This window comes from Acinetobacter sp. G11 (assembly GCF_049808495.1).
In the GTDB taxonomy this organism is placed as follows: domain Bacteria; phylum Pseudomonadota; class Gammaproteobacteria; order Pseudomonadales; family Moraxellaceae; genus Acinetobacter; species Acinetobacter kookii.
Window position 1 is genome coordinate 57,441 of the sequence record NZ_JBNCAT010000006.1, and the last position, 25,022, is coordinate 82,462.

General features: G+C 43.5%; 21 protein-coding genes. 13 read left to right on the plus strand and 8 right to left on the minus strand.

Annotated elements, in window-relative coordinates; all coding sequences use genetic code 11:
• Window positions 1-75 precede the first annotated feature (75 nt).
• The 3 genes from rarD to ACPUEY_RS04250 all read left to right on the plus strand — a co-directional run bounded on the left by rarD (window position 76) and on the right by ACPUEY_RS04250 (window position 3,301).
• Window positions 76-1,005: an EamA family transporter RarD gene (rarD, locus tag ACPUEY_RS04240; protein WP_425121248.1), complete on the plus strand. Its 930-nt coding sequence runs from the start codon at window positions 76-78 to the stop codon at window positions 1,003-1,005.
• Window positions 1,006-1,274: 269 nt separating this feature from the next.
• A complete protein-coding gene (locus tag ACPUEY_RS04245) occupies window positions 1,275-2,732 on the plus strand; it encodes a glyceraldehyde-3-phosphate dehydrogenase (protein WP_425121249.1) in 1,458 nt (485 codons plus the stop codon).
• A gap of 188 nt (window positions 2,733-2,920) precedes the next feature.
• Entirely contained in the window at window positions 2,921-3,301 is a 381-nt protein-coding gene (locus ACPUEY_RS04250; RefSeq protein WP_425121250.1) for a winged helix-turn-helix transcriptional regulator, read from the plus strand.
• Between the two features lie 211 nt (window positions 3,302-3,512).
• Here ACPUEY_RS04250 and ACPUEY_RS04255 read toward each other — a convergent pair whose 3' ends face one another.
• Window positions 3,513-4,706, minus strand: a complete 1,194-nt coding sequence (locus ACPUEY_RS04255; RefSeq protein WP_425121252.1) for an MFS transporter — start codon at window positions 4,704-4,706, stop codon at window positions 3,513-3,515.
• A gap of 269 nt (window positions 4,707-4,975) precedes the next feature.
• Here ACPUEY_RS04255 and cgtA point away from each other — a divergent pair, with 269 nt between their 5' ends.
• Together cgtA and proB are read left to right on the plus strand one after the other, a co-directional pair.
• Window positions 4,976-6,187, plus strand: coding sequence for an Obg family GTPase CgtA (gene cgtA, locus ACPUEY_RS04260; RefSeq protein WP_092818571.1), 1,212 nt, complete (start codon window positions 4,976-4,978; stop codon window positions 6,185-6,187).
• Window positions 6,188-6,216: 29 nt separating this feature from the next.
• Complete coding sequence (gene proB, locus ACPUEY_RS04265) at window positions 6,217-7,350, plus strand: glutamate 5-kinase (RefSeq protein ID WP_131273367.1); 1,134 nt, start codon at window positions 6,217-6,219, stop codon at window positions 7,348-7,350.
• Window positions 7,351-7,410: 60 nt separating this feature from the next.
• Here the strand turns inward: proB and ACPUEY_RS04270 are convergent, their stop codons facing one another.
• Window positions 7,411-8,007, minus strand: a complete 597-nt coding sequence (locus tag ACPUEY_RS04270) for a phosphatase PAP2 family protein (protein ID WP_261182580.1) — start codon at window positions 8,005-8,007, stop codon at window positions 7,411-7,413.
• 158 nt (window positions 8,008-8,165) lie between these two features.
• On the minus strand, window positions 8,166-8,870 hold the full coding sequence (locus tag ACPUEY_RS04275) for an SIMPL domain-containing protein (RefSeq protein ID WP_425121253.1): 705 nt from the start codon (window positions 8,868-8,870) through the stop codon (window positions 8,166-8,168).
• 488 nt (window positions 8,871-9,358) lie between these two features.
• Between ACPUEY_RS04275 and ACPUEY_RS04280 the strand changes: the two genes are divergently transcribed.
• The 8 genes from ACPUEY_RS04280 to ACPUEY_RS04315 all read left to right on the plus strand — a co-directional run bounded on the left by ACPUEY_RS04280 (window position 9,359) and on the right by ACPUEY_RS04315 (window position 20,160).
• A complete protein-coding gene (locus ACPUEY_RS04280) occupies window positions 9,359-10,732 on the plus strand; it encodes a diaminobutyrate--2-oxoglutarate transaminase (protein ID WP_425121254.1) in 1,374 nt (457 codons plus the stop codon).
• A gap of 3 nt (window positions 10,733-10,735) precedes the next feature.
• The gene (locus ACPUEY_RS04285; RefSeq protein WP_092818567.1) at window positions 10,736-12,268 is read left to right on the plus strand and encodes a pyridoxal phosphate-dependent decarboxylase family protein; all 1,533 of its coding nucleotides are present in this window, start codon (window positions 10,736-10,738) and stop codon (window positions 12,266-12,268) included.
• Window positions 12,269-13,149: 881 nt separating this feature from the next.
• Window positions 13,150-14,175: a substrate-binding domain-containing protein gene (locus tag ACPUEY_RS04290; RefSeq protein WP_092818565.1), complete on the plus strand. Its 1,026-nt coding sequence runs from the start codon at window positions 13,150-13,152 to the stop codon at window positions 14,173-14,175.
• Window positions 14,176-14,274: 99 nt separating this feature from the next.
• Complete coding sequence (gene pstC, locus ACPUEY_RS04295) at window positions 14,275-15,654, plus strand: phosphate ABC transporter permease subunit PstC (RefSeq protein WP_425121255.1); 1,380 nt, start codon at window positions 14,275-14,277, stop codon at window positions 15,652-15,654.
• Window positions 15,651-17,042 (plus strand): phosphate ABC transporter permease PstA, encoded by a 1,392-nt coding sequence (gene pstA / locus ACPUEY_RS04300; protein ID WP_425121256.1) that lies wholly within the window; start codon window positions 15,651-15,653, stop codon window positions 17,040-17,042. Before pstC ends, pstA begins: the two co-directional genes overlap by 4 nt.
• Window positions 17,043-17,056: 14 nt before the next feature.
• Window positions 17,057-17,983: a phosphate ABC transporter ATP-binding protein PstB gene (gene pstB, locus ACPUEY_RS04305; protein ID WP_092818562.1), complete on the plus strand. Its 927-nt coding sequence runs from the start codon at window positions 17,057-17,059 to the stop codon at window positions 17,981-17,983.
• A gap of 471 nt (window positions 17,984-18,454) precedes the next feature.
• Window positions 18,455-19,417 carry a protease SohB gene (gene sohB, locus ACPUEY_RS04310; protein WP_261182915.1) on the plus strand — a complete coding sequence of 321 codons (963 nt, stop codon included), beginning with the start codon at window positions 18,455-18,457 and terminating at the stop codon, window positions 19,415-19,417.
• 125 nt (window positions 19,418-19,542) lie between these two features.
• A complete protein-coding gene (locus ACPUEY_RS04315; RefSeq protein ID WP_425121257.1) occupies window positions 19,543-20,160 on the plus strand; it encodes a cytochrome b/b6 domain-containing protein in 618 nt (205 codons plus the stop codon).
• Here the strand turns inward: ACPUEY_RS04315 and ACPUEY_RS04320 are convergent.
• From ACPUEY_RS04320 to ACPUEY_RS04340, 5 genes are all read right to left on the minus strand, one after another.
• On the minus strand, window positions 20,119-20,787 hold the full coding sequence (locus ACPUEY_RS04320; RefSeq protein ID WP_131273358.1) for a DUF2238 domain-containing protein: 669 nt from the start codon (window positions 20,785-20,787) through the stop codon (window positions 20,119-20,121). The two genes, ACPUEY_RS04315 and ACPUEY_RS04320, sit on opposite strands and share 42 nt — an antisense overlap.
• Window positions 20,788-20,931: 144 nt before the next feature.
• Window positions 20,932-22,320 (minus strand): adenylosuccinate lyase, encoded by a 1,389-nt coding sequence (purB, locus tag ACPUEY_RS04325; RefSeq protein ID WP_092818558.1) that lies wholly within the window; start codon window positions 22,318-22,320, stop codon window positions 20,932-20,934.
• Window positions 22,321-22,383: 63 nt separating this feature from the next.
• Window positions 22,384-23,115, minus strand: a complete 732-nt coding sequence (gene hflD, locus ACPUEY_RS04330; RefSeq protein ID WP_086195683.1) for a high frequency lysogenization protein HflD — start codon at window positions 23,113-23,115, stop codon at window positions 22,384-22,386.
• A 16-nt stretch (window positions 23,116-23,131) separates the two neighbouring features.
• On the minus strand, window positions 23,132-24,265 hold the full coding sequence (mnmA, locus tag ACPUEY_RS04335; RefSeq protein ID WP_425121258.1) for a tRNA 2-thiouridine(34) synthase MnmA: 1,134 nt from the start codon (window positions 24,263-24,265) through the stop codon (window positions 23,132-23,134).
• A 4-nt stretch (window positions 24,266-24,269) separates the two neighbouring features.
• Entirely contained in the window at window positions 24,270-24,755 is a 486-nt protein-coding gene (locus ACPUEY_RS04340) for an NUDIX hydrolase (protein ID WP_425121259.1), read from the minus strand.
• Between the last annotated feature and the right edge of the window lie 267 nt (window positions 24,756-25,022).

Below are 25,022 nucleotides of genomic sequence, written 5' to 3' on the forward strand. Positions count from 1 at the left end.
TTTTAAAGTTGAATGATCCAGTATTTTGGATGGGTTCGCACCATCATGAAATGAATAATCTCCCTGAGGTAAAAGATGTATAAAGGCTTGGCTTTGTCAGTATTGGCATCTGTTACTTTTGGAGTACTGTATTTTTATACGCAATTTTTAAAGCCTTTGGACAGCGAACAGACTTTTGCCTGGCGTATGCTGGCCACGCTGCCTTTTCTAACCCTGTTTATGTGGTGGTCGGGTGATTTGCAGCATATCTCCCAGATTTTCAAGCGCATTGTTCAACAGCCGGTATTTCTGATCTGGCTGATTTTTAGTTCCCTGCTTTGTACCACACAATTGTGGCTGTTTCTGTGGGGCCCCATGAATGGTCGTGGCTTGCAGGTTTCACTGGGTTATTTCCTGTTGCCTTTGGTGATGGTGCTGATCGGTTGTGTACTTTATAAGGAAAAACTGTCGAAATGGCAGTTGGCTGCCGTAATATTGGCCATGCTAGGGGTAGGGCATGAAATCTGGCGTATCGGCAGTATCGCCTGGGAAACCGTTTATGTCGCTTTGGCTTATCCCTTATATTTCTTTTTGCGCCGTGCCTTTAAAACGGATCATTTAGGCGGTTTCTGGTGGGATTTATGCCTCATTTTACCGGTCGCTTTTTACTTGGGCTTTATGCATAGCGATAGTCTGAGTTTAATGGCTCATTTTCCACATTTAATTATGGCCGTGATTGGCCTGGGTTTTTTAAGTGCGTTGGGATTGGGCAGTTATATTCTGGCCAGCCGTTATTTGCCCTTTGTGATTTTCGGATTGCTGAGTTATCTCGAACCCGTGCTTTTGGCCTTTGCTTCTATTGTGCTGGGTGAGCGGGTGGAGACTGGTGAATGGCTGACTTATATTCCCATCTGGATTGCGGTTCTATTGCTGGTCATTGAAGGCACACTTCATATCTTCAAGCAAAAACGTAAACAGCGGGCGCTGAATCAAAATGTGGAAAACTATCAGGATCGCTTGAAATAGACTGCATTCGGTAAGCTGGGTGAAAACTCAGCTTGTTTGATTAAGCAACATTTAACAAAAAAGTATAGTTTTTGTGTTTAGACAGCTTTCTGATCTTTTAACAGTAAAATCATGAAAATAATTACAACTATTTTATAAATTTATAGTGAATATATCGTAAAAAGCACGTTGAACATTCAGCTTTTGATTCAAAGTTGCCGATAATTCCTTTACAATTGTCGGGTTTTGAAATTTATGCCTAGATATACAATTAATTAGAGGACGTAGCTGTGAGCAAAGACACTATCATCGCCCTACATGCAGAGCACCAAGGTCGCTGGAAAAACCGTGAAGAAATCGCGGAACGTATGATTGCCCTGATTGGTCAATTATATCGTGAAAAAAATATCGTGACTTCTGTATACGGTCGTTCTTTAGTTAACCGTTCAGTAATCCAGATTTTAAAAGCGCATCGCCGTACACGTGTTATGGATGTTGAGCTTTCAGTGGTTCACACTTTCCCGATTTTAGAAGCTTTAGCTAAAATTGAAAATATTGGTTCAGCAGAAATTGATCTAGGTAAACTTGCTGTTGAATTCAAGGAAAAAGGCGGCGATGTAGACGCTTTTGTTGCTGATGCAGTGAAATCTTTAGCAGGTAATGCGAAGGCTGTGGAAGGCAAAGATGTTGTGCTTTACGGTTTTGGTCGTATCGGCCGTATTCTGGCTCGTTTAATCATTGGCCAGTCAGGTTTGGGTCGTGGTTTAAATCTTAAAGCAATCGTGGTGCGTAAATCATCTGATGGCGATTTGGAAAAACGTGCTTCATTGCTGCGCCGTGACTCTATCCACGGTCCGTTCCAAGGCACAATTTCAGTTGATGAAGAAAACGAAGCTATTATTGCAAACGGTAACTTCATTAAAGTGATCTATGCATCTAGCCCATCTGAAGTGGACTACACGGCTTATGGTATTAACAATGCACTGGTGATTGATAATACTGGTAAATGGCGTGATGCTGAAGGTCTTGCTCAACATCTTCAATGCCCGGGCGCTGCACGCGTAATCTTGACTGCCCCTGGTAAAGGTGACATGAAGAACGTTGTATTTGGTGTGAACCAGGCCGACATTCTTGATGAAGATACCATCATCTCTGCAGCAAGCTGTACAACCAACGCCATCACTCCAACACTTAAAGTGTTAGATGACAAATACAAAGTGATTAATGGTCACGTTGAAACAGTTCACTCGTTCACGAACGACCAGAACCTGATCGACAACTACCATAAAGCTGACCGTCGTGGCCGTGCTGCAACATTGAACATGGTTATTACTGAAACAGGTGCGGCTAAAGCGGTTGCTAAAGCTCTGCCTGCGCTTAAAGGCAAGTTGACTGGTAACTCTGTACGCGTTCCAACGCCAAACGTATCATTGGCTATTCTTAACTTGACTCTTGAGAAAGAAGTAGATCGTGAAGAAGTGAACGAATACATTCGTCAAATCTCAATCAACTCAAACCTTCAAGGTCAAATCGGTTATACCAATTCTACAGAAGTTGTGTCTTCTGACTTTATCGGTTCACGTACTGCAGGTGTATTTGATGCGCAAGCAACAATTACTTCAGGCAACCGTTTAACTTGCTACGTTTGGTATGATAACGAAGTGGGTTATAGCTGCCAGGTATTGCGTATCGCAGAACAGATGGGCGGCGTAAGTTATCCAAAAATTCCTGCTGAAACAAATGCATAATTTGTAAAGCAGAATTAAAAAAGAGTCTCAATGGAGACTCTTTTTTTATGGCGGTTAATCATTGAAAGGGATATTTCATCAATCCATATAAAGTCATTAACAAACTTGCTGCTGAAATATTATTCTGTTAACTTACAAAGAGTAAGTACATTAAAATTAGTAGGTAATAAGAATACTGAGAGGACGCTATGACAAATTATGCGATCAGCCCTGTATTGGGCCAGGTCTTATCCACGGAGTGTCCATCACGTGAAATATTGGAACATCTCGCGAATAAATGGTCAGTATTGGTTCTGCGCTGTCTAAGTGATGGGGTGCACCGTTTTAGCGAGCTGAAACAGCGCATTGAAGGGGTAAGTGAAAAAATGCTGTCACAAACGCTGAAAATGCTGGAGCAGGATGGTTTTATCCTGCGCACGGTCTATCCGGTGGTGCCACCCAAGGTGGAATATCAATTGACTATTTTAGGTTCGCAAGCTGCAGAAAAAATGAACTATCTGATTGGCTGGATTGAAAAAAGTTTGCCTGAGATTATGCAGAATCAGCAACGTATCAATACGACTCCTTAAGTCGAATGCATGAAAAGCCAGACCTGGAAAGACGCTTTGCGTAACAAGTCTGTCATTGTGTACGGTTCAAGTTACACGATTCTTGATCAGTAAGAATGACTGCAATATAGCGATCATGGGTCTAGGTTGTTCGAATTAAGTTATTCGAATTAGACAGTTAAGGTTTAAATAAATCAGGAATAAATTTTTTAATTTATTCCTTTTTAAAAAATTAAGCCTTCTGCATCCGCTTAAAATCAAAACGGTCAATCAGCAAAATTCCAATTGAAAAGCCCAAGCCAAGCGCGACACAGCCCATCCATCCAAAGTGTTCCCATGCGTATACTGCACCCAGCGAACCCAAAGCTGCACCCGAAAAATAGATGGTCATATAGACTGCATTAATCCGTGAACGTGCTTTCAGGTCAATCCGGTAAACCAGATTCTGGTTCAGTACATGAAAGGCGGTAAGGCCAAAATAACTCATCAAAACCCCAAGCGCATAAACCCAGATATTTTGCTGGGCAAAGAACAGGGGAATGCATGAAAACAGCATCAGGAAAATACACAGTTTTGCGACCAGGTTTTCCTTGCCTTGCCCCACGGTTTTGCCCGACCAGCTAGATGAATAAATCCCGATAACGCCGAGCAAGCCAAACAGGCCTATTTCAAAATCACTAAAGTCGTAAGGCGCATTGCCGAGGACAAAGGTCATCGAGGTAAAGACCATCGACAAGATGCCAAAGCCCAAGGCACCGGCACAGGCACGACGGATTAAATGCGGATTACTTCGGGCAAGTACAAACAGTGAACGGTAAATACTGCCGACGGTTAAGCCAGTTTGAGGCTGTGTATTGGGCAGCTTTTTCCACATCACCATTGCGAACAGCAGGGTGATGATGCCACTGGATAAATACACACCTTCCCAGGACCAGTAAGTCGAGACAAAACCGGCGAAAGTCCGTGAGAGGATAATCCCCATCACCAAACCGCTCATGAGTTTTCCGACCGTTGCAGCACTTGATTCGGGTGGACTGATTGTTGAAGCAAAGGGAATCAGAACCTGGGCTGAAATTGCTCCAAAGGTGGCACACAGGGTGAAAAGATATAAGGTGCTAAGAGTCGTGCTGAAAGACAGCAGAATTTGCGAGAGGGCTGCAAATACCATCAGGCTGACCACAAGCTTGCGTTTATTCAGGAAATCGCCTAAAGGCACCAACAGCATCAAGCCAAGCACATAGCCAATTTGGGCAAGCACGACGGTTAGGCCAGCCTGACTGGTGCTAATTCTCAAACTCTTTTCAATCGAATAAATCAGCGGCTGATTAAAATAAGCCGAACCGGCACATAAACCGCAGGCGATTGCCATAAGCAATACAAATTGTGATGACAACGGGCTGACCGTTTCAGGTTTTGGCAAAGACATGATCAGGACTCAAACAACGCTGCTTGCACTATAAGGAGAGTTGTTCAGATTCTGAAATAAGTAAAATCAATCATGTGATCATTAATTTATATTAAGGGTCGGAAAATAATGGCTTTGTAAAAAGATCGGACAGCATCAGCTTTTCAACGCATGTTTATAAAATAAGACTGAATTCAGTCATCTTCATAAAGTGCTGAATAAATATATTCGAGAAATGCTTTAAAATATGGCAGAATATGGGGTTTTAAAGTTTTTAGAGGATTGGCAGCATGCGCTTTGTTGATGAAGCAGTCATTACCGTAGAGGCTGGCGACGGTGGCAATGGCGTAGCCAGTTTTCGCCGTGAAAAGTTCGTACCATTTGGTGGTCCAGATGGTGGTGACGGTGGTCGTGGCGGTAGCATTTATATTCAGGCCGACGACGACACCAGTACCCTTGTAGATTATCGTTATACACGTAAATTCCGTGCAGAACGTGCAAAAAATGGTCGCGGTGCAAACTGTGCAGGCCGTGGCGGTGAAGACACCGTATTGCTGGTTCCGGTTGGAACCACCATTGTCGATACGGAATCTGGTGATATTATCGGTGACCTGGTTGCGGATGGTCAGCGTGTATTGGTGGCAGCTGGCGGTGAGGGCGGTTTAGGGAATACACACTTTAAATCTTCGACCAACCGTTCACCACGTAAATGTACCCACGGTGCCAAAGGTGAATTCCGTGAAGTGCGTTTAGAACTTAAAGTATTGGCGGATGTTGGCTTGCTCGGGATGCCTAACGCAGGTAAATCGACCTTTATTCGTGCAGTTTCTGCCGCAAAACCAAAAGTTGCAGACTATCCATTTACCACCATGGTACCGAATCTGGGCGTGGTAGATGCCGACCGTCACCGTTCATTCGTGATGGCCGATATTCCAGGACTGATTGAAGGTGCATCTGAAGGTGCGGGTCTGGGTATTCGTTTCCTTAAGCATCTGGCACGTACCCGTATCTTGTTGCACATTGTCGATGTACAGCCGATTGACGGTTCAGATCCGGCGTACAATGCCAAAGCAATTTTGAATGAGTTGAAAAAATTCTCCCCAACGCTTTCTAAATTGCCAGTGGTACTGGTGCTGAACAAGGTTGACCAGTTACCTGAAGAGACGCGTGAAGAATGGTGTAACCATCTTCTTGAGGAAATGCAGTGGACTGGTCCGGTATTCAAGACTTCGGGCTTAATGTCTGAAGGGACCAAAGAAGTTGTGTATTACCTGATGGATGAAATCGAGAAACAGCGTGAACTCGAAGCTGAAGATCCGGAATACGCAGCACAAGTAAAAGCATTCCGTGACCAGCTTGAAGCTGAAACACGTGAACAAACCATCGCTGCAAAAGAAGCGTATCGTGAGATGCGTCGTCAGCAACGTCTTGCCGGTATTCTTGGTGATGACGAAGATGATGAAGATGGCGAAGATGAAGCAGAGTCGTATTACGTACGTTAAGCTCTGAAATATGAGTAACTGAGGACAAGATGATAGAAGTGGTAGATGGGCAACGTCAGCTCAAGGCTTGTAAACGAATCGTTGTTAAAATCGGATCATCTTTACTTACAGCAAACGGAACAGGCTTAGATCTGGATGCAATTTCGCATTGGGCGAAACAGATTGCAGATCTGCACAATGCAGGGCATGAGATTATTCTGGTGTCTTCCGGAGCTGTGGCTGAAGGTATGGTTCGAATGAAACTTGAGAATCGACCCACCGATCTACCCAGTCTTCAGGCCTGTGCTGCCATTGGTCAAATGGGTCTGATTCAAACCTGGTCGAGTGTATTGGAAAACCATTCCATTCAAACGGCGCAGGTTTTGTTAACGCATGATGACCTGGCAGACCGCCGTCGCTATCTCAATTCATGTGATGCCTTGCAGCACCTGATTGACTGGCATGTAATTCCGGTGATCAATGAAAATGACACGGTTTCGACCGATGAAATCCGCTTTGGTGATAACGATACCCTGGCTGCGATGGTCGCCGGACAGGTGCATGCCGATTTGCTGATTATCCTGACCGATCAGCAAGGCATGTTTGACTCCGACCCGCGTTCTAATCCAAATGCCAAACTGTTCCATACCGTGCGTGCATTGGATGAAAGCCTGTTCGATATGGCAGGTGGTGGCGGCAAGTTTGGTCGTGGCGGTATGCTGACCAAAGTCCGTGCTGCGCGTCTGGCGGCAAAATCGGGCTGTCCAACCCTGATTGCCAGCGGTGAAAGCGACAATGTCCTGGCGCGTTTAATGTCGGGTGAGTTGCTGGGAACCTTGTTTATTACCGACAATGACCGCATTACCGCACATCAGCAATGGCTGGCGGCACATTTACAAACAGCGGGTCGTCTGGTGCTGGATGATGGTGCGGTCAAAGCGATTAAAGACAATCACCGCAGCTTGCTCCCTGTCGGGGTAAAAGCGGTGGAAGGTCACTTTGAACGTGGTGATGTAGTGGAGTGTGTGGACCAAGAGGGGCATCGCATTGCTGTCGGTCGCGTCAACTTCAGTTCGCGTTCAGCTGAAATTGTCAAAGGTCTGGCATCGGATAAGGTGCATCAGGTGTTAGGTGAAGCACGTTCACTTGAAATGATTCACCGTAACCATATGGCGATCTATTAAGTTTTATAGATTCAAAAAATCCCGCTTTAGAGCGGGATTTTTTATATATTTTTTAATTGCTTATTTAATTAAACCACGTTGAATTAGTGCGCTAAATAATTTTTCATAGAGGAACATGACCCGACACATCAGTTTTGTTTGGTAATGATTCCATAATTTTAAACCAGTAAAATTCACAGCCCACGACAAAATAAAGGCACCGGCCATATCAACCGGGAAATGCACACCTACATAAATCCGTGACCATGCCACCAGCCAGGCGACTGCCAGCAAAAACCTGCCAATATCCCGTCGCGCCGAAAAATAATAGGCAAATGCAATACTGCTAAAAATGGTCATGTGATTGCTGGGGAATGAACCTGTTGCTTCGTGTGCAATTAAAGTCTGACCGACATGCATCACAAAAGGACGTGGGGTATTGAACAGGTAAGATGCTACTTCACTGATTGAGAGAGCGACGCAGCAAAAGATAAAGGCTTTTAGAATCAGGGCTTTTGAATTTTGATGACCATAAAACCAAAACAAGGCAAAGCAGGTAATTAGCAGATAGACTAAATCATGGGCGACAAAAGTGGCAAAGTGCATCATCAATGGGGAAGCCTGTTCAGGCACGTTCAGGATGCTAAACAGATCAAGATTTAAACTTTCAAGGGACATGGGACAGTGAGGAGAAATAAAAGCTGAAAGATAGGATGATTTTACAAAAAAATAAAATGAAACCTTCGACAGGATTGTCGCTATATTGTTCCAAATCGCCCATTTAACTCATTAAAAAACCGTGTATGCACACGGTTTTTATTTAAATCATCATTTAATTATTTAAACTGAATTGAACCATTGGCATTGACTGTAATTTTTGATTCACCAGCAGCAACATTTTGCGCATCTGCGGCTTCAGCACCGGCAAATTTCGCCATATTGGCACGCATCATCACCGGTTGTGGGTAATAGTTATTGGTATTCAGGTTGAGGTTCACCAGATTATAACTGGATTTATTCCATGCTGAAGTCAACATTTGTGCACGTTGCTGGAAGTTTTTTGAGGCTTCCACCATCAATTCATTTTCCACTTTTTTACGCTTTGCATCGGAAACGGTAAATTCAATCGACTGGGTCTGGAAATCTTGCTGCAATTCGCTGATTAACTGGCTGACGGCTTTAAAGTCGGTACTTTCTAAACGAATTTCAGCCCGGCCACGCCATTCTTTCAATTTCTGGATGTCATTGTCATACACAGGATAAGTGCTCTGTGTACCCGTTTCGACTTTCACTTGCGGGTATTTTTTCGACGCTGCAATGGCTTGGTTCATGAGCTGTGTGATGAGTGCAGAAAGTTCTGCTGGCTGTTTCTTGCTTCTTTCAATATATAAAACCGCATGCATTTCATCATTGGAAATCTGGCGCGTTGCCTCAGCCTGTACGTTGACTAAATTATAGTTCAGTGGTTCTGCCTGCTGAGCAAAGGCAGCGGTTGAAAGCAGGCTGGCAAATACCAGGGAGGGGAGAGTTAAATATCGCATTATTTTTACCTATTTTTTTGTAAAGAAAAGTTCAGCCTCTGATAGGCATGGTATCGCTACTTCATGAGGATTTTTTGTAGACTTTGTGTCAAGATTGTAAATGATTTCATTTCTATTTTATTTCTTTTATCAAGAATGACTTCTCAAGAAAACATTTAAAAATTAAATACTTAATTTTATAAAAATTAAGCGATTACGTTAATTCAATCTTTTGCATAAAAAAAGTATAAAAATAAGGTTTTCTTTAGTCTGTCACACTGTAAGATGATAATTCAATCTAAGATTTGGCTTGATATATTTTTTTGATCGGTTTTGGACAGATAAAGTCATAAAACTTGTTTATTTTATTGAAAAATTCTGTATCATCCGCCGTTTAGTTATGATGTATAAATCAAGTCGTCAAACTAGATTCTATAAAGCACCGAGTCAAAGGACCACAAGTCACCCGACTTATTTCTTTCAACCCATATCAGAGATGGTAATTCGATATGAGCGTTTCTTCTGTAAATCCTGCCACTAAGTCTACTAACGAATACTATTTGACTCGCCAAAGCCAGATGGAATCCAATGTTCGTAGCTATCCACGCAAATTGCCGTTAGCGATAGCAAAAGCCTTAGGTTGTTGGGTTACTGATGTTGAAGGTACAGAGTACCTCGATTGTTTAGCTGGGGCAGGAACATTGGCTTTAGGCCATAATCATCCTGCGGTAATTCAAAGTATTCAGGACACTCTAGCGAGTGGTTTGCCATTACATACTTTAGATTTAACGACACCTTTAAAAGATGCATTTACTGAAGCATTACTTGAACAACTTCCTGGTGGGAAGGAAGAGTATTGCCTGCAGTTCTGTGGCCCGTCTGGTGCAGACGGTACAGAAGCAGCGATTAAGTTAGCAAAAACCTATACCGGTCGTAGCTCGGTGATCAGCTTCTCAGGTGGCTATCACGGTATGACACACGGTTCTTTGGCCATGACGGGTAACCTGTCTGCGAAGAATGCAGTCAATGGCTTGATGCCAGGTGTACAGTTTATGCCATATCCGCATGAATACCGTTGCCCGTTAGGCATTGGCGGTGAAGCGGGTGTTGATGCCTTGACTTATTATTTCGAAAACTTCATTGAAGATGTAGAAAGCGGCGTAACCAAGCCGGCAGCTGTGATTCTTGAAGCGATTCAAGGTGAAGGCGGTGTGGTTACAGCACCGGTTAAATGGTTGAAGAAAATCCGTGAAGTGACTGAAAAACACAATATCGTGTTGATTCTTGACGAAGTTCAAGCAGGCTTTGGACGTTCAGGCAAAATGTTTGCCTTTGAACATGCGGGTATTGAACCTGACGTAGTGGTGATGTCTAAAGCAGTCGGTGGTAGCTTGCCGCTTGCAGTACTGGGTATTAAACGCAAATTTGATGCCTGGCAGCCAGCAGGTCACACCGGTACTTTCCGTGGTAACCAATTGGCGATGGGTACAGGTCTTGCAACGATCAAAACCATCAAAGAACAAAATCTTGCACAAAATGCGCAAGAGCGTGGTGATTTCCTGCAAGCTGAATTGAAAAAATTGGCAGTGGAATTCCCATGTATCGGTAACGTGCGTGGCCGTGGTCTGATGATCGGTATCGAGATCGTTGACGAACGCCAAAAAGCAGATCACATGGGTTCATTACCGGGTGATTCTCAATTGGCTGCTGCTATTCAGGCTGCATGTTTCGACAACAAGCTGTTGCTTGAGAAAGGTGGCCGTAACGGTACAGTGATCCGTTTACTTTGCCCGCTTATCATCACGCAAGACGAATGTGTTGAAGTGATTGTCCGCTTTAAGAAAGCAATCGCTGAAGCGCTTGTTGCAGTTCGAGGTGCTTAAGGCATGGTAGATTTTGCAGAACACCGTAAAGCGTTATTCTGCAATGATGCAGGTTCTATTGCTGACTATCAGTCAGCAATGGACGAAGCGGTAAAAGCCGTTTCTGCATGGTTGCAAAACGACAAAATGTACACCGGCGGCAGCATTAAAGAGCTGCGCAGTGCAATTGCATTTCATCCTTCAAAAGAAGGGATGGGTCTACACAAGTCGCTTGAACGTATGGTTGAGCTTTTCTTGAACAAAAGCTTAAAGGTTCATCATCCGCACTCGTTAGCACATTTGCATTGCCCAACCATGGTGGCAAGCCAGATTGCAGAAGTATTGATTAACGCAACCAACCAGTCTATGGACTCTTGGGATCAAAGCCCGGCCGGTTCATTGATGGAAGTGCAGTTGATTGACTGGCTGCGTCAAAAAGTCGGCTATGGTTCAGGTCAGGCAGGTGTATTCACCTCTGGCGGTACCCAGTCGAACCTGATGGGTGTGCTGCTTGCGCGTGATGCCTGTATCGCGAAAAACTGGAAAGACGAAAACGGCAATCCGTGGTCTGTTCAGCGCGATGGTATTCCTGCGGATGCTATGCGTAATGTTAAAGTCATCTGTTCTGAAAATGCACACTTTTCTGTGCAAAAGAACATGGCGATGATGGGCATGGGCTTCCAGTCTGTAGTCACTGTTCCTGTGAACGAAAATGCACAGATGGATGTAGACGCACTGGAAAAAACCATGGCTCACCTTCAGTCTGAAGGCAAGATCGTGGCATGTGTGGTTGCTACTGCAGGTACGACCGATGCGGGTGCGATTGATCCACTCAAACAGATTCGTGAAATCACCAACAAATACGGCGCGTGGATGCACATTGACGCAGCTTGGGGTGGTGCACTGATTTTGTCGAATGACTATCGTTCTATGCTTGATGGTATTGAGCTGTCTGATTCCGTGACGCTTGATTTCCACAAACATTATTTCCAGACCATTTCATGTGGCGCGTTCCTGTTGAAAGACGAAGCCAACTACCGTTTCATGCATTATGAAGCTGAGTACTTGAACTCTGCTTATGATGAAGAACATGGTGTGCCGAACCTGGTGTCCAAGTCATTACAAACGACTCGTCGTTTTGACGCGTTAAAACTCTGGATGACGGTAGAAGCATTGGGTGAAGAGCTTTACGGTTCCATGATCGATCATGGCGTGAAACTGACCCGTGATGTTGCTGATTACATCAAAGCGACTGACGGTCTGGAGCTTCTGGTTGAACCGCAATTTGCTTCGGTCTTGTTCCGTGTAGTACCGGCAGGCTACCCAGTAGAATTGTTGGATACACTGAACCAGAACGTTGCGGACGAACTGTTTGCACGTGGTGAAGCGAACATTGGCGTAACGAAAGTGGGTCAGGTTCAATCCTTGAAAATGACTACTTTAAGCCCGGTGGCGACTTTAGAAAACGTAAAGAACCTGCTTGCACTGGTGCTTGCAGAAGCTGACCGTATCAAAGGTCCAATCGCGGACGGTACTTATACACCTGCAATTGATTAATTGATTGTCTGTGGGAAAGGAGGAGACCATACGGTCTCCTTTTTTTATACTTAAGGTTATGCGATCTCATTGAGTTAGGCGGTATCAATAATATTGTGCAGGTTGAGTCTTAATTTTCAGGGATGAGGAATATATTCCGCAAGATAAACAAAAATCCTTTTCGCTACAGAAGGGATATTCTTCTTTCTTAATGCCGCGGCGACAGCCACGTCAAATGATCCGATTGAGAGATAGGTGGTTGTAAATTTTTGCTTGAAATTCGAGCTGCAACCTACAGGCTAAACCCTTTCTGATACCCGTATTCTACAAGCAACTGCCAGACATTTTTTTTAAAGGCCATGTGAACGGGTCAATCAGGATTAAAATTTTTAATTGTTTTACTGTTTTTTAATTGTTTTACTGTTTATGGTCATATCACTGTCATTATTTATTTTTGATTATGTGACAACACCATGTTCTATGAAATTTCAAAGCTTTAGACAAGTGGTGGTAAAAATTAGCGCAGTATAACTTTGAGAGAGGAACGTGAAAGCCTGATACAGATAGAAAAGAAATCCAGAAATAGAAGATTTTTATTGTCTGATCATAGAATAAACACTCTGCAAGTAGAAAAAGAAGACATGAGAAAATGACAGATTTAAGAATTATTACAAATTTACAGTTAAAAATAATCCCTGAATAATATTTTTGATAGATTTTTAATTATTGAATTTAAAAGGTATTTTTAAAAATCCTACAAAAGAAAGGAATTATCATAAAAGCGTCACAATGCTGTAACTTGATTGTCATATTCTAAAATCAAAATGCAATCATCGAAATAAGTACAAAACTTTATAAAAAGTAGCGTACTTCAAAATTGCATCTATTGAAGAGAGAAAAGAATGCGCTTAAACCATATCGCACTTGCTTTAGCAGTTTCAGGGGCAGCTGTAGCAACAACCGCAAATGCAGCTCGTGACACCATCCAGATTGCTGGTTCTTCGACTGTTTTGCCATACGCGAGTATTGTAGCAGAAGAATTTGGTAATACTTTCCCGCAATTTAAAGCACCGGTTGTTGGTTCTGGTGGTACATCTGGCGGTTTAAAACAATTCTGTCAGGGTGTAGGTGACAATACCATCGACATCGCCAATGCCTCTCGTAAAATCAAAGATACTGAATTGGCGGCATGTAAAAAAGCTGGCGTAAACCAGGTGATTGAAATTAAAGTGGGTTATGACGGTATTGTATTTGCGTCTAACTCAAAGAAAGCAGCTTATAAACTGCGTCCACAACATGTATTTGCTGCATTGGCAGCAGAGTTGCCTTCACAAGGTAAACTGGTTCCAAACCCGTATACACGCTGGAACCAAATTGACAAAGCACTTCCAAATGAACCGATTACTTTGGTAATTCCGGCTTCTAACCACGGTACACGTGAAGTGTTCCAGGAAAAAATGGTTGAAGCAGGTTGCGAATCTTATGCATATTTCAAAAATTTAGACAAAGATGCACAGAAGAAAGCATGTTCGACTTTCCGTAAAGATGGAAAAGTAATTGAAATTTCTGGTGATTACACTGAAACACTGGCACGTTTAAAAACTTCTCCAAGTGCGGTAGGCGTGTTTGGTTTAGGTTTCTATGATCAAAATCGTGACAAATTGCGTGTTGCTACAGTAAACAATGTGACTCCATCAGAGAAAACCATTCTGAATGGTTCTTATCCGGTATCACGTCCATTGTACTTCTACGTGAAAGGTGAGCATCTTAAATCAATCAAAGGCTTACAACAGTATTCTGAGTACTTCCTGAATAAGAAAGTTTCAGGTAAAGGCTCTAAACTGGAAAAAGCGGGTCTGATTTCTATGTCAGATAAAGAACGTGCCAAAATTCTTGCAAATTTGAAAGCCGGTAAAGCGGTTAAGTAATTAGGTTGAATGAGCTGACGGTAGAATTATTTCTACCTTCGGCTTTTTTGCATAGACAAGTTTTTCAAAGCATGAAAATTGAAAAATGCTGGAGAATACATGAATCTGCTACTTATGGGTGTGTTATTGGCATTGATCGCCATCGCCTATCAAATCGGGTTATCGAAAAGCCGTAACCTAGCAGGTAAGGGAAATAACACTGCAAAATTACACTCTCGTCCTGGCTATTATGGGGCGCTGGTGGCTTTATGGTGTGGTATCCCTGCTTTTTTAATTTTACTGGTTTGGAATATTGTCGAACCGAATATTCTGCGACATGTGGTGTTAAATAATGTGCCTGCAAATGTTGCAGCCACATTGGATCGTGCGGGCATAGAAGTGCTCATTGATCGTGTTCAAGCGATTGCTTCAGGTTTTGGTGTGAGTGATCAAGCTGCGGCTTATGAAATTGCAGCGGCACAGCAACTCGCAAAAATTGAAACCATTAGTTCCTTTGCCAAATTGGCTTTGGTGATCTGTGCCGCCCTGGCGGGTCTGGTGATGGCTAAAAAGCGCATTGCCCAGCAATATCGTGCCCGTAACCAGGTTGAAAAAATTATTAATTGGGGCTTGGCGCTATGCTCTGGTGTGGCAATCCTAACCACTATCGGCATTGTGCTTTCAATGTTTAGCGAAGCCATGCGCTTCTTCCATTTTGTCAGTCCGATCGATTTCTTTTTTGGTACGGAATGGAATCCTGGGTTTAGTACTTCCGGAAATGCAGAGGGCAGTTATGGCCTGGTGCCATTAATCTGGGGAACCCTCATGGTGAGCGGAATCGCCTTATTGGTTGCGGTTCCTGTTGGACTGATGATTGCCATCTATCTGGCTGAATATGCACCATCAGGTTTTCGTGCCTGGGCCAAACCTGCCATTGAAGTTTTAGCCGGTATTCCAACCATTGTATATGGCGTGTTTGCATTGATGGTCATTGGTCCATTTTTCAAGTTACTTGGCGAAAGCATTGGACTGCACATTAATGCAACCAGTGCCTTAACTGCCGGTTTTGTCATGGGCATCATGATTATCCCGTTCGTGTCGTCACTGTCGGATGACATTATTACCCAGGTACCACGTGCGCTACGCGACGGTTCATTAGGTTTAGGTGCAACCAAATCTGAAACCATTCGTCAGGTGGTCCTGCCGGCTGCACTCCCGGGTATTATTGGCGCATTCCTGCTTGCTGCTTCACGTGCGATTGGTGAAACCATGATTGTGGTTCTGGCAGCAGGGAACAGTCCATTACTGCACGTCAATCCGCTAGAAGCCGTATCTACAGTCACCATTACCATTGTGAACCAGTTAACCGGCGATACCGACTTTGCCAGCCCGCAAGCTTTGGTTGCCTTTGCATTAGGTCTAACGCTGTTTGTGATTACGTTAGGTTTAAACATTGTTGCACTGTATATCGTGCGTAAATATCGCGAGCAATACGAATGAGTACATCAAATACATCTTCTATGGGGCAAAGCCTTGACCCACAGGCTGCAGCTGAATTACGCGAAAAACGTAAACAGAAAATTGCCAGTTCTTTAGCGAAACGTCATCGTAAAGAAAAGACATTCCGTATTATGGGCTTTTCTGCAGTTGTGACAGGTCTGTTCTTTGTGGTGCTTTTATTCGGAAGTATTTTAGCGAAAGGCTTACCTGCTTTCTGGCAAAGCAGTATTTCTGTACCGGTCTATTTCGATCCGGCCATCATTCAGGTAGGTGCCAAACCTACCTCGAAAGAGGGTGAATCTCCAGCCCAGTTTGAAGAGCGTATCATTGCCTGGCAAACCGAAATGGGTATGGTGGATTGGGATGCACTGATCGTCAATGGCATCATTGCAAAAGACCCTTCAAGTGCATCAAAGCGTGATGAGTTATCTGCTCTGTATACCAGTTCAGAAGCCTATCGCCTGCGTGATATGGTATTGGCCGATCCAACGCTGATTGGCAAAAAAGAAGAGATCAAAATTTTAGCCGATGCCAATGTCGACGTATGGCTAGCAGGTAATATTGACCGCAGTTTGCCTGATGACCAGCAACAGCTGAGTCCTGAAACTCGCCAGCTTGCCGATGATTTAAAAGCCAAAGGTGTGATTGAAAATACTTTCAATACCAATATCTTTACCACGCCTGACTCACGCAGTTCACCTGCAACTTCCGGTCTTGCGGGTGCATTCATGGGCTCATTGTTCATGATGCTGATCGTGATTTTTATCTCGATTCCGATAGGTGTGGCATCAGCCATTTATCTTGAAGAATTTGCGCCTAAAAACTGGATTACCGATGTTGTTGAAGTGAATATCAATAACCTGGCAGCCGTTCCTTCGATTGTCTTCGGTTTGCTCGGTGCCGCGATTTTTATTGGCTGGATGCATTTGCCTCTTTCTGCACCATTGGTCGGTGGTCTGGTTCTGAGCCTGATGACCTTGCCAACCGTAATTATTACCACTCGTGCATCACTAAAAGCCGTGCCACCATCGATTCGTCAGGCGGCATTGGGTTTAGGCGCTTCCCGTGTACAAACGGTATTCCATCATGTGCTGCCTTTGGCACTTCCGGGTATTTTAACCGGTGCCATTATTGGGGTAGCACAAGCACTCGGTGAAACCGCACCCTTACTTCTGATTGGGATGAGCGCATTCGTGGCCAGTGTGCCAACATCGCCACTCGATCAATCCACTGCATTACCGGTACAAATTTTCTTATGGCAGGGTAACGAATTGCGTAACTTCTTTGAAGGACGTACTGCTGCCGCAATTATTGTCTTACTGGCGCTGATGGTTGGACTAAACAGCCTTGCCATCTGGTTACGTAAGAAATTTGAAGTACGCTGGTAAGGTGAGGACAATATATGAATACTGTAACAGATATGACACAAGCAAATTCCTTAGAACAGGATGAATCCGTGAATCCAGAACAGAAACAGTTTACAGCTCCTGAAGTCGATCAAAAACATCCTGGTACTTCATTTGTTTCTCAATTCGATACTCATGCTTCAACGAAAAAAGAAAATGAAACGTCGAATGTTAAGATAAGTACTTCAGATGTCCATGTTTATTATGGCGAAGCAGAAGCCATTAAAGGTATTGACATCAATATCTATGAAAATGAAGTGATTGCCTTTATTGGTCCATCGGGATGTGGTAAGTCAACCTTCCTGCGTACCTTAAACCGTATGAACGACACCATTGATAGCTGTCGTGTTACCGGTAAGGTGATGCTGGATAATCAGGATATCTATGACCCGAATCTGGACGTGGTTTTACTGCGTGCACAAGTTGGTATGGTGTTCCAGAAACCGAACCCATTCCCGAAATCAATTTTTGACAACGTGGCATATGGCCCTAAACTGCATGGTTTGGCGCGTGATAAATATGACCTGGAAGAAATTGTGGAAAATAGCCTGCATAAAGCGGGGCTGTGGAATGAAGTCAAAGACCGTTTGAACCAACCGGGTACAGGTCTTTCGGGTGGTCAGCAGCAACGTTTATGTATTGCGCGTACCATTGCGGTCAGTCCGGAAGTCATTCTGATGGATGAACCATGTTCGGCGCTGGATCCGATTGCAACGGCCAAAATTGAAGAACTGATTTCAGAGCTTTCAACCCAATATACCATTGCGATTGTAACTCACTCGATGCAACAGGCTGCGCGTGTATCTGACCGTACTGCCTATTTCCATTTAGGTGACTTGATTGAAGTCAATTCAACTGAAAAAGTCTTTACCCAGCCAGACCATCAATTGACTGAAGCCTATATTACCGGTCGTTTTGGTTAATCTGAACACCAAATTTAAAAAGAGCCGTAAGGCTCTTTTTTATTTGTGTGTTGGGGGTGAAGTTGGAAAGATCTGGTTTTCTTTTATAGATAATGATCATTAGATTCCTTTTATAAATCAAAAAATATTCAATATTAGATTTTTTTAAATCAGCACGGCCTCATTTGACTGATTTAATTTTGTACCTTCTCGTAGGCAATCTCTCTACTTTTGAAAGGTCAAAAGTAGACAAAAACCTTTTGTTTCCCATACACGACATCCTTGTCGATGGGAAACGTGTGGCATCCATGCCACACTCATGAATCTAATCTCGACTAAAAATCTATTTTCAATTTCAGCTTTACGAACAGTTCTTAGTTTCTAAAATGATTTATGAAAGAAGTTTATTATTTGCAAAATATAAATTGAATTTTTGTGTGATTGCCCACATCTTATGCAAGATAAATATGAATTAAATGAGTCTGTATCTGTATGTTATTTCACACCCCCAAATTACCCGCTGAAATTCGTATTAGCCATTTAAACGCACGTGTAAATGAACAACGTAAAAAAATTGCACAAGCGACTGCATCTAAACTGGAACTATTGCATCTTGCCCAGCAGCTTTCAAAAGAAGCACGCTTACGTAAAAAGAACAATCAAAAAATTTATGTACTCGATTTCAAGGGTGACACAGCAGCCTCTGCCGTAGAAAACTTGCGTGAAGAAATTACCCTGATTTTAGCCACTGCAAAAGCAGGGCGTGACCGTGTTGTGGTACGTCTGGAAAGCCCGGGCGGTATGGTGCATGGCTATGGCCTGGCGGCTGCCCAGCTGGTGCGTTTGCGTGATGCCGGCTTTAACCTGACGATTTGTGTCGATAAAGTCGCAGCCAGTGGCGGTTACATGATGGCTTGCATTGCCAATGAAATTGTCTCTGCTCCATTTGCCGTGGTCGGTTCCATTGGTGTGGTTGCACAGGTACCGAACTTTAACCGCTTGCTGAAAGAAAAGCATATCGACTTTGAGCTTTATACCGCAGGCCAGTTTAAACGTACCGTGACCATGTTTGGTGAAAATACCGCAGAAGGTAAAGCCAAATTTGAAGAAGAGTTACAGCAGACGCATGAGCTGTTTAAACACTTTGTAGAAAAATACCGCCCGCAACTGAATGTTGAGAAAGTGGCGACAGGTGAACACTGGTATGGAAAAGACGCGCTTGAACTCAACCTGGTAGATAAGCTGCAAACTTCGGATGAGTATTTACTCGGCTTGTTAGCGCAGCACGAAGTCTTTGTGATTGAAACTCGCCGTAAACCGACATTGGGTGAAAAACTGGGTTTACAAGCCGCACAAATGGCAGATGGTCTGGTGCCGGCCGTGATGAATAAAGTCATGGAAACTTTGAGCAAGGCAAATGCTGGCTTGGTTCAAATGCGAGATCCTAAGCTTTAATTGAAATTCGTTGGGCTATTTTAAAATTGCGCTCTGATGAGCGCAATTTTTTTGACTGGATATTAATCTCCGATTCAGCTTGATCTTTTATGATGGCATTAAAATAAATGAGCACAGGTTTTTTTATGCTTCATCATACGACGAACTCTTCAACAGATTTGCTGATCCGATTTCTGCATATTGTTATTATTTTGAGTTTTACCGGGGCTTATCTCACCGGGGATATAGAAGAATGGCATCACATCCATATGGCATTTGGCTATACACTCGGTATTAGCCTGATATTAAGAGTTTTATGGCAGTTTTTCGCTCCTCGACTGGCCCATACCCAGCCTTCAGGAATAAGCCGTCGTTTAAATGTAATCAAGCCATTTGTAACGCGTTATGGGGCGCAGCCGCAGCAATGGGTTTCACCCGCATTTTTAAAAGCAGCCAGTTCCAGTCTGTTTCAGCTCAGTATCCTGGGTATTTTTTGCTTGTTGCCTTTAACTGTGCTGGCCGGATTTTTTACTGACTATACGCATAGCCACAGTTTAAAAGAAGTACATGAACTATTCGCCAACCTGTTTTTAACCAGTGTGTTATTGCATTTGGCAGCGCTGACATTGAACAGTGTTCTGCTTAAAAAATGGCTGGCAAAGCGTATGTTCTGGGGCGAAGATCCCCATTCATGGTTCACCCTGTTTGCGTCAGTCCTGTCACTAGGCATGCTGGTCGCTTTCTGGCTGTGGTATTTTAGCTAAGCTTTTGCGAGAGTAGCACAGATCAAGCAGGCCATAGCCTGCTGCGCCGACTGTTGCAAGCAGCATGTCTTTATGTGCATCCCACATATCTCCCTGCTGCCCATTATAATTTTCCGCTTCCTCGGGGGATAAACCAATCGCAATCAGCCATTCAAGCCATTCATAAATTAAACTGGTGGCCATAATAAATTGAACCACCAATAAAAATAGCATGAAGGGTTTAGCTTCAGGCAGCCACACCTGAAACAATCGAAGTAACACCGGGTAGAGCAGTACACCGCAGGCAAGATGCACCAGACGGTCATACATATTGCGTGACCAGCCCATCGATTGATTGAGGTCAAAGCCGAACAGCTGAATCAGCCATTCGTTATAGGGGACATAGGAATAGAGGTAATGTGCGCCGATAATATGGATCAGCAAAAAAAAGAGATAGAGCACAAAACTATAAAAACTCATGCCAATTTTTTTTTGGGTAAACAATAACAGCACAAGCATAAACACGGTGCCGGCTTGATGCAGTAGATATGCTTCAAATTCTAAAGGACGAATACTGGCGATGATGATCGCAACCGTGATCACTGCCAGTGCAAGCCAGTGTTTAATGCTTAATTGATGTTCAATCATTATTTCTTGTATTGGCAAAGTTTTATTGGGAGTGCTGAAATTTTATCAATGACTTATGTAGTTATAAACATAGATGAATTATCAACAGATTCTATTCTAATAAAAAAGCGAAGCCGAAGCTTCGCTTTTTAGATTTATTTCGAATTAAATTTTTGAGATTAAATCTTTAATCTGTTTCGCTTGAGTTGACGCATTACCTGTATAAGTTGCAGGTGTCATTGTCGCAAGACGGGCACGGTCAGCAGCAGGAACGGCTTCTAACTCGTTACCATTCACGAAGTTCACCATCATGTCGCGAGTCATGGCCTGACCACGAGTCAGTGCTTTCAGTTTTTCATATGGTTTTTCAACTGCATAACGACGCATTACCGTTTGAATTGGTTCAGCAAGCACTTCTTGAGCGTGATCCAGATCTTCCAGAATACGGTCAGCATTCAATTCAAGTTTGCCAATACCTTTAGAACAAGCTTCGAAGGCGATCAAGCTTTGTGCAAAACCGACACCCATGTTACGAAGTACAGTCGAGTCAGTTAAGTCACGCTGCCAGCGAGAAATAGGAAGTTTTTCGCCCAAGTGTGCAAGAACTGCATTGGCAATACCCAGGTTACCTTCAGAGTTTTCGAAGTCGATCGGGTTGACTTTATGCGGCATGGTTGAAGAACCCACTTCACCTTCTTTCAAACGTTGTTTGAAGAAACCAAGCGAGATGTAACCCCAAACGTCACGGTTAAAGTCGATCAGGATGGTGTTGAAACGACGTAACGCATCAAACAGTTCCGCCATGTAGTCATGCGGTTCAATTTGAGTGGTGTACGGGTTGAAAGTCAAACCTAAAGATTCAACAAATGCTTGTGAATGTGCAGGCCAGTTGATTTCCGGGTAAGCAGAGTAGTGTGCGTTGTAGTTACCTACAGCACCGTTAATTTTACCTAGAAGTTCAACCTGTTTGAACTGTTTGATTTGACGCGCTAAACGGTAAGCCACGTTTGCCATTTCTTTACCCAAAGTGGTTGGGCTGGCAGTTTGACCGTGGGTACGAGACAACATTGGCTGTTCAGCGTGTTGTTCAGCCAAAGCAACGATTGAGTCGATGATTTGCTGCATTGCAGCAACCAGTACTTCACGACCATTTTTCAGCATCAATGCATGAGACAGGTTGTTGATGTCTTCAGAAGTACATGCGAAGTGAATGAATTCACCGGCATTTTTCAATTCTTCGATATCAGCAATCTGTTCTTTAAGAAAATATTCAACTGCTTTAACGTCATGGTTGGTGGTACGTTCAATTTCTTTAATGCGGTTGGCATTGTCTTCAGAGAAGTTGGCCACAATCGCATCAAGTGCAGCATTGGTTTCTGCGCTGAAAGCAGGAACTTCAGTGATTTCAGGACGGTTTGCAAGCGCTTGTAACCAGCGAACTTCAACAGTCACACGAGCGTGGATTAAACCAAACTCAGAGAGGAAAGGACGCAAAGCATCACATTTGCTGGCGTAACGTCCATCTAATGGAGAAAGTGCGGTTAAAGCGTTCATAGCGATTCCTTAAACTTTGGAATTAAACGTAAAGCGAATAATAAAAATTCGTTCATGATCAGGTTAAACCACCTGATACTGTAAACGGGCAAGATCTTGAATATCCTGGAGTAGTTTGCGCTTGCTAAAAATCATGCCCCATGAGCTGCCACCTAGCTGACGCCATAAGTGCGCCAGTTGCAGGCCAGTAAACAGGGAAGCGCGAATTCGGTTGGTATGTGCACTATCTTTAAATGCTTCGGCATTGCCCTTGACCATAATCCGCGGATTAATCTGTCCGGCAGTGTCTATATAGGTTTGGGCAAGGTTGGCAATAATGCTGGGATGCAGATAGTTATTATCGAAAAAAGACAGCTGTTTGAGAATTTTTTGTTGTGATTGTTCAATAATTTCAACAAATTTTGGATTGCTATAGACTTTTTTCTCTAACTGCAACAGTGCCATGGCATAGCTCATCGGCAGCTTGGCGTTGGAAAATTTCGGCAAACGCGACTTGGGAGAAGGATTAAAGGGTTGGGTAATGCTGCTTTCTAAGGTTTTTAAACCGAGGGAAATATCGGCCAGTTGATTAAAAAAGTCTAGGGTTTGACAGGATTCATTGGAAGTAGGACGGATATTCAGGCTGGCCTTAATCAGTTGTTCTAAATAGAAGCTGCCATTTTCACCAATACTGTGTTGTCCTGACATGGCTGTCATATGGGTCAGCTGTGTCGACTGGAACACAGCTGCCAACGCCAAAGCACGGTTCTGACGTACATTCAAAGTCCGAGGCTGTTGAAAGGGTAACTCAGCCATGCCTATCGCTTCCTTTTTAAATAAAATCAGGTTTTGGTGCATTGGTATGATGAATCACACCGCCACCTAAACAAACTTCATCTGCGTAGAACACTACACTTTGTCCTGGAGTCACCGCACGTTGCGGTTCGTCAAATTCAACACGTACGCCATTTGGCATATCGGCATCTTTATAAATGACACAAGCCTGATCTGGCTGGCGATAACGGGTTTTAGCCGTACAACGGAAACCTGTTGCCGGAATATCCTGCTCGCCGGCGACCCAATCAATCGCTTCACTCCAAAGTATAGTACTTTGCATCAGTGGATGCTCATGACCCTGACCAATAACAAGGCGATTGTTTTCAATATCTTTATAAAGCACAAACCATGCGCCTTCAGCTTCGCCTTTCAGACCGCCTAAGCCGATGCCGCCGCGTTGACCGAGCGTATAGTACATTAAGCCGTGATGTTCACCAACCTCTTTGCCGGTATCCAGTAAAATTTTTCCGGGTTGGGCTGGAAGATATTGTTTTAAAAAGTCATTAAAACGGCGTTCGCCAATAAAGCAGATTCCGGTGGAGTCTTTTTTCTTGGCAGTTGCCAGACCCAGCTCTTCAGCAATTTTACGCACTTGTGGCTTTTCAATTTCACCGACAGGGAACAAGGTCTTGTTAATTTCCCGGCCATGTACGGCATGCAGGAAATAAGTCTGGTCTTTGTTTTGGTCAAATCCGCGTAACAAAGGGGCGTATTCTTCACCACGCGAGTTGGTCATGGTTTCACCGCGACGGCAGTAATGACCAGTGGCAATAAAGTCTGCACCCAAATTCACGGCATGGTCTAAAAAGGCACGGAATTTAATTTCTTTATTACATAAAATGTCTGGGTTGGGCGTACGGCCAGCCGCATATTCAGCCAGAAAATGCTCAAACACGCGATCCCAGTATTCCATGGCGAAATTGGCGGTATGCAGTTTGATGCCAATTTTTTCACACACGGCTTGCGCATCGGCAAGGTCTTCCATGGCCGTGCAATATTCCGTGCCGTCATCTTCTTCCCAGTTTTTCATGAAAAGACCTTCAACCTGATAACCCTGTTGAAGAAGAAGTGCTGCAGACACAGATGAATCTACACCACCAGACATACCGACGATGACACGTTGTTGCATAGGATTAAGCATCCAAAGTTGTAAATAGGGGAGAGTTTTGGTGCTCGTAAACGAGCGATAAAGGATATCTTTGACCGGATAAGGCATCTTTGACGGCTTTAATCACCAAAGGACTACGTGCGCGTGCAGATTCTTCCAGTTCGTCCAATGTCATCCAGACGGCACCCACGATTCCAGTATCCAGTTTTGCCTCTGCATGATGATGCAGATCTTTAGCCAAGAAGCAGAAACGGAAATAGGTACGGTCAGGGAACATTGGGGGAGTATAGGTATATATGCCAAGCAGGTCTGTAATTTCTACTTCATGCCCGGTTTCTTCCATGGTTTCACGAATGGCTGCCTGTATAAGCGTTTCGCCACATTCGACATGACCCGCAGGCTGGTTAAATACAGTATGCGTTACCCCTTGAGTATGTTCTTCAACAAAAAGGAATTTTCCATTTTTTTCAATAACAGTGGCGACGGTAACGTGGGCAGTCCAAGCGGTCATAGAAAAGCACCATGGGATAAAAGGGGTATTCTACAAAATTTAGCGCGTGGTGGCTATGACGGGAGGGGATTTCTTTGTGTATTAGAAAAATGATTAACTCATTTTAGAATCAAAAAGGCCACTGTACTTGATGAACATTGAACTGTGTCAGAAGCTTATTCTATGACTCAATTACGTTATCTAGGATTAAAAAAATATGAAAAAGATAGTAAATTTTGTGGATAAATCATTATAATTGGAATACTTTTATATTTATAATTTATTTTT